Annotated in this window: 5 protein-coding genes and 1 pseudogene; 5 read left to right on the top strand and 1 reads right to left on the bottom strand. The window is 67.9% G+C overall.

Annotation, left to right across the window (positions count from 1 at the left end; translation table 11 throughout):
* The 4 genes and pseudogenes from LPZ50_RS20225 to LPZ50_RS20240 all read left to right on the top strand — a co-directional run.
* Window positions 1-233: pseudogene (locus tag LPZ50_RS20225) on the top strand (hypothetical protein); the annotation flags it as partial.
* Between the two features lie 73 nt (window positions 234-306).
* Window positions 307-1,305 carry a Bug family tripartite tricarboxylate transporter substrate binding protein gene (locus LPZ50_RS20230; protein WP_230664343.1) on the top strand — a complete coding sequence of 333 codons (999 nt, stop codon included), beginning with the start codon at window positions 307-309 and terminating at the stop codon, window positions 1,303-1,305.
* Between the two features lie 187 nt (window positions 1,306-1,492).
* Entirely contained in the window at window positions 1,493-2,995 is a 1,503-nt protein-coding gene (locus LPZ50_RS20235) for a M81 family metallopeptidase (RefSeq protein WP_230664345.1), read from the top strand.
* 43 nt (window positions 2,996-3,038) lie between these two features.
* Entirely contained in the window at window positions 3,039-3,950 is a 912-nt protein-coding gene (locus LPZ50_RS20240; protein ID WP_230664347.1) for an arginase family protein, read from the top strand.
* Here the strand turns inward: LPZ50_RS20240 and LPZ50_RS20245 are convergent.
* On the bottom strand, window positions 3,932-4,402 hold the full coding sequence (locus LPZ50_RS20245; protein ID WP_230664349.1) for a tRNA (cytidine(34)-2'-O)-methyltransferase: 471 nt from the start codon (window positions 4,400-4,402) through the stop codon (window positions 3,932-3,934). The two genes, LPZ50_RS20240 and LPZ50_RS20245, sit on opposite strands and share 19 nt — an antisense overlap.
* 226 nt (window positions 4,403-4,628) lie before the next feature.
* Here LPZ50_RS20245 and LPZ50_RS20250 point away from each other — a divergent pair, with 226 nt between their 5' ends.
* Window positions 4,629-6,107 (top strand): aldehyde dehydrogenase, encoded by a 1,479-nt coding sequence (locus LPZ50_RS20250; RefSeq protein ID WP_230664351.1) that lies wholly within the window; start codon window positions 4,629-4,631, stop codon window positions 6,105-6,107.
* The last annotated feature ends 49 nt before the right edge of the window (window positions 6,108-6,156 follow it).

Here is a 6,156-nt window from a genome sequence, read left to right on the forward strand (position 1 = left end):
ATACGAATGGGCCACATCGGCCTGCACGGTGTCTGCGGGTTCCAGCACGGCCAGCACTGACTCCGGGGATTCCCGCCGAGGGCGTGCGCTGCGCCCGCGCGGCGCTGCAGCGGGCCCGGGCCATGGGCGTGGAACTGCCCATTACCGAAGCCGTGTGCGCCGTCCTGTTCGACGGCGTGGCACCCATGACGGCAGTATCGGCCCTGCTGGCGCGCGAGGCGCGGCTGGAATGAACCCGCCCCCGAAGCGCCGCGCGCTTCCCACTATTCCAAATACCTAAAGCCAGATACCAAAGGAGCCCCTGCCATGTTTTCCGTTCGCCCCTTGCGGGCCGGCGCGCTGCTGCGCCGCCTGACCCTGGCGCTGGCCGCCATTGCCCTGCTGCCCGCCCCCGCCCATGCCGAATGGCCCGAGCGTCCCATTCACCTGGTGGTGCCGTTTCCGCCGGGGTCGTCGCCCGACCTGCTGGCGCGCACGATCTCGGAGCCGCTGTCGCAGGCGCTGGGCCAGCCCGTGGTCATCGACAACAAGCCCGGCGCGGGCGGCAATATCGGCACGCGCATCGTGGCCAAGGGCACGCCCGACGGCTATACCCTGCTGTACACCATCAACGGCCCGCTGGTGACCGCGCCCACGCTGTACAAGAAAACGCTGGGCTACGACCCGCTGAAAGACCTGGCCCCCATCACCCTGGTGGCCACCAGCCCCAACGTGCTGACCGTGCCGGCCAGCCTGCCCGTGGCCAATGTGGCCGATTTCGTCAAGCTGGCGCGCGAACGTCAGGGCGCCATGAACTACGGTTCGGTGGGGCCCGGCAGCTCGGCCCACCTGGCCATGGAAATGTTCAAGAGCGAGGCCGGCATCGACCTGCTGCACGTGCCTTACTCGGGCTTTCCGCAAGTGATCAGCACCATCATCGCGGGCGACGTGCAGGCCGGCTTCATGGTGCCCGCCATTGCCATGCCCCAGGTGCGCAGCGGCAAGGCCAAGGCGCTGGCCATTACCAGCCTGGAACCCAGCGCGGAACTGGACGGCATTCCCACCATGGACAAGCAGGGTTATCCGGGTTTCGAGGCCATTTCGTGGAACGCCATCCTGGCGCCGGCCGGCACGCCCGGGCCGATCGTGGAGCGCCTGAACCGCGAACTGGCCCGCATCATCGAAAGCGAGGCGGTGCGCAAGCAATTGGCGCAGCAGTATTTCACGGCGGCCCCGTCGACACCGCAGGGCCTGACCGAACGCATCAACAAGGACACGGCGCTGTGGACTGATGTCATCCAGCGGCTGAAGCTGTCGCTCGATTGAGCGCCTGGCGGCTGGGGCAAGTATTCGCGGGTGTCTGGCTCCCGCCAGGGTGCCAGACACCGTCCGACTGAGACCGCCGTGGCACACAACGGTGTCTGGCACCCGTTGGGAGCCAGACACCCCCATCTGTTACTCAGACACCCCCCTTCTGCTACTGTAAGGGCAGCGCCTGTCCAGGAGTTCATGCATGAAAGTCCTGATCGCCCGCCTGAACCACGAAACCAATACTTTCTCGCCGGTGCCCACGCCCCTGGCGGCCTTCGGCGAGAACGGCCCGCAGTACGGTCGGGATGCCTACGCGGCGAACAAGGGCCAGCGCACCGCGATGTCGGCCTTCATCGACCTGGCCGAGGCGCGCGGCGCCGAGCTGGCCACGCCGGTATCGGGCTGGGCGTACCCCAGCGGGCCCGTGGCGGCCTCTGCCTATGACGAGATGTGCGCGCGCATCATCGATGCCGTGCCGGGCTGCGACGCCATATTGCTGGACCTGCATGGCGCCATGGTGGCCGAGCACTGCGACGATGGCGAAGGCGACCTGCTGCGGCGCCTGCGCGCGGCCGCGCCGGGCGTGCCCATCGGCGTGGCGCTGGACCTGCATGGCAACGTCACGCAGGCCATGATGGACAACGCCGACGTCATCGTCAGCTTCAAGACCTACCCGCACGTGGACATGTACGAAACCGGCGAACACGCCGGCCGCCTGCTGTTCGACCTGCTGGATGGCCGCCGGCGGCCGGTGATGGCATGGCGCCAATTGCCGTTGATGACCCACACGCTGCGCTCGGCCACCGATGCGGGCGCCATGCGGGCCGCGGTTCAGGCCGCCAGCCAGCTGGAAGCACAGGGCCTGCTGGCCGTATCGGTGCTGGCCGGTTTCAGCCTGGCCGACATCGCGCGCCCCTGTATCAGCGTGATTGCCGTGGCCGATGGCGACGCCGATGCCGCCGAGCGGGCGGCCGCCGCCGTGGCAACGCGGATCTGGCGCGACCGCGATGGCTTCGTGTACCGCAGCGAGGCGCTGGATGCCTCGCTGGCGAGGGCGCGCGACATGGCGCAAGGGCAGGACCGCCCCGTGCTGCTGCTGGACCACGGCGACAACTGCAATTCCGGCGGCACCTGTGACACCACCGCCGTGCTGGAGGCCGCGCTGGCGCAGGGCATGGACAATATCCTGGCGGGGCCGCTGTGCGACCCCGAAGCCGTGGCCCAGATGATAGACGCCGGTGAAGGCGCGCGCGTATCGCTGCCGGTGGGCAATAAGCGTTCGCTGGCGCACCTGGGCATACGCCGCCGCCCCGTCGTGCTGACGGGGGTGGTGCGCGCCATTACCGATGGCCAGTACCGCATCAGCGGCCCCACTTATACGGGCATGCTGTGCCACATGGGCCGCACGGCCGTGCTGGACACGGGCGCGCTGCGCCTGGTGGTGTGCGAACGCCCGCACGAACCCTGGGACCTGGGCGTATTCGAAAGCGTGGGCGAAGATCCGCGCCGGGCCCGCTACTTGCTGCTGAAATCGCGCATGTATTGCCGGCCGGTGTTCGTACCGATTTCGGCCGGCCTGGTGGAATGCGACAGCCCTGGCGCCACCACGTCGGATTACGGCGTTTTTCCGTACCGCAAGCGCACCCAGCCGCTGTACCCGCTGGAGCCCGCGCAATACGATGCGGACCCTGCGGTGAACCCATAAGGTAGTTGCCTGCTCCGCAAGACAGCCGCCCACGGAGGCGCCCATGCCCACCCTCTCTTATGCGATTATCGAGGCCCCTTCCACGCTGGGCCTGGCCACTAGCGGTGTAGAGCGCTTGCCTGAACAGCTCCTGGATTTCGGTCTTGCAGAGCGCATCCACGCGCGCCGCGCCGGACGGCTGGCCGTGCCGGCAAAAGATCCAACGCCCGACCCCGCAACCGGCACCCTGAACGCCCGGGCAATTGCGGCGTGGTCGCCCAAGCTGGCCGACGCGGTGGAAGCGGTGCTTGGCGCGGGCGAATTCCCGGTGATCCTGGGCGGCGATTGCACGATCTTGCTGGGCTCGATGCTGGCGTTCCGAAGACGCGGCCGCTACGGCCTGCTCTTCATCGACGGCAACGCCGATTTCTTCCAGCCCGAGGCGGAACCCAATGGCGAGGGCGCCTCGATGGACCTGGCCTTCGCCACCGGCTACGGCCCGCCGCTGCTGACCGGCATCGAAGAACGCGGGCCCCTGGTCCGGCCTGAAGACGCTGTTGCCTTCGCGTATCGCGACCATAAAGACCAGGAGGAATACGGAAGCCAGCCCATTCCCGACGCGCTCAAGACGCTCGATCTGCCCGCCGTGCGCGCGGCGGGCATCGAGGCCGCGGCGCGCCAGGCGGTCGACCATCTGACGCGGGCGGAACTGGACGGCTTTTTCATCCACGTCGATGCCGACTGCCTCGACGACGCCATCATGCCGGCCGTCGATTTCCGCGTACCCGGCGGGTTGTCGTGGAACGAGCTAACCGCGGTACTGCGGATTGCCCTGGCGAGCGGCAAGGCGGCCGGCCTGGAGATCACTATCTACAATCCGCGCCTCGATGCAGACGGCAGCGCCGGACGCGGCCTGGCCGGCGTGCTGGCCACGGCGCTGGGAACCGCGGCGCCCTGCTACAGGCCGCCCGCGTAGCCCTGCTGGCGCCAGGCCTCGAACACGGTAACGGCCACGGCATTCGACAGATTCAGGCTGCGCTGGCCTTCGCGCATGGGCAGGCGCAGGCGCTGCTGCGGCGAAAACAGCGCCATGTGCGCATCGGACAGGCCCGCGGTTTCGCGGCCGAACACGAACACGTCGCCGGGCGCGAGCGCCACGTCGGCCACATGGCGCTGCGCGCGCGTGGTCAGCGCGTAGATATTGCCGGCCGGCGCGCCGGTGGCGGCCAGCGCATCGGGCAGGGTGTCGTGTACCTGCACGGGCTGCCATTCGTGGTAGTCCAGCCCGGCGCGGCGCAGCCGGGCATCGTCCAGTTCGAAGCCCAGGGGCCGCACCAGGTGCAACTGCGCGCCCGTGTTGGCGCACAGGCGTATGACATTGCCCGTATTGGGCGGAATTTCCGGGCTGACGAGTACGACGTGAAACATGGATCCATCCTGGCGCGCCGATGGTGGACCGGCGCTTGACGGCCTTATTGTGCCAGGATGGCGGGCCGGCTTATGTCCCCTTGAACCCGCCCTTTCACAAAAGCGAAGCAGATTCCACGCCGCGGGCGCCCGCGGCGCCGGTGCATGCGCCACAATAAAACGTTCCGGCCGGGCGCCGCGCGGCCACGCCTGGCACACCGCGACAACAACAGAACGGAGGCATATCTTGAAGCGTTACCAGCTATACATAGACGGGCAGTACGTCGACCCCGCCTCGGGTGCATGGTTTGAGTCCGACAACCCCGTCGATGGCAAGCCCTGGGCCAGTATCCCGCAAGGCAACGCGGAAGATGTGGACCGCGCCGTTCAGGCCGCCTACAGCGCCGGCCGGACAGGGCCGTGGGCCACTTACACGCCCAGCCAGCGCGGCCAGTTGCTGCACCGCCTGGGCGACCTGATCGCGCGCGAGGCCGAGGCGCTGGCGCGCACCGAAGTGCGCGACAACGGCAAGCTGTACGCCGAAATGGCGGGCCAGTTGAAGTACGTGCCCCAATGGTTTTATTACTACGGCGGCCTGGCCGACAAAATCGAGGGTACGGTGCCGCCCATCGACAAGCCCGGCCACTTCGGCTACACCCGCCGCGAGCCGCTGGGCGTGGTGGCCGCCATTACCCCGTGGAATTCGCCGCTGCTGCTCACGGCCTGGAAAATCGCGCCGGCCCTGGCCGCGGGGTGCACGCTGGTGCTGAAGCCTTCGGAATTCACCTCTGCGTCCACGCTGGAATTCGTGAAGCTGTTCGAAGAAGCCGGGTTCCCGCCGGGCGTGGTGAACGTGGTGACGGGCTTCGGGGCCGAGGTGGGCACGCCCCTGGTTACCCACCCCCAGGTGCGCAAGATCACCTTCACCGGGTCGGACGCCACCGGCCGGCTCATCAACGAACAAGCCTCGCGCGACTTCAAGCACGTCAGCCTGGAACTGGGCGGCAAGTCGCCCAACATCGTGTTCGACGATGCCAATCTCGAAGACGCGGTCAACGGCGCCGTGTCGGGCATTTTCGCGGCCACGGGGCAAACCTGCATTGCCGGCTCGCGCCTGCTGCTGCAAGACAGCATCTACGACGCCTTTGTCGAAAAACTGGTGGCGCTGGCGGGCACCGCGCGCATGGGCGACCCCATGAATGCCGATACGCAGGTCGGGCCCATTACCACCCCGCCCCAATACGGCAAGGTGCTTGAATACATCGACATTGCCCGCAACGAGGGCGCGCGCCTGCTGCTGGGCGGCGAAGCCGTACGCGAAGGCCCCTGGAAAGACGGCCGCTTTATCCAGCCCACCATCTTCGGCGACGTGGACAACGCCATGCGCATCGCGCAGGAAGAAGTGTTCGGCCCGGTGCTGTCCGTCATCCGCTTCAAGGATGAAGACGAAGCCGTGAAACTGGCCAACGACGTGCGCTTCGGCCTGGGCGCCGGGGTATGGACGCGCGACATCGGGCGGTCGCTGCGCATGGCCGAACGCATCGAATCCGGCACGGTGTGGGTGAACACGTACCGGCTGGTCAGCTACCTGATGCCGTTCGGCGGCTACAAGGATTCCGGCCTGGGCCGCGAAAGCGGCATCGATGCCCTGCGCGAGTACCAGCAGGTGAAAAGCGTGGTGATCAATGCGGGCGCTCCGGTGGGCAACCCCTTTGTGATGCGCTAACCTGGCGCGCCCGTGGGGCCGGGCCCGCCGGCGGACGGCGCCAGGCCCT

It is taken from the genome of Bordetella petrii, from assembly GCF_020991325.1.
GTDB classification, from domain to species: domain Bacteria; phylum Pseudomonadota; class Gammaproteobacteria; order Burkholderiales; family Burkholderiaceae_B; genus Bordetella_A; species Bordetella_A petrii_E.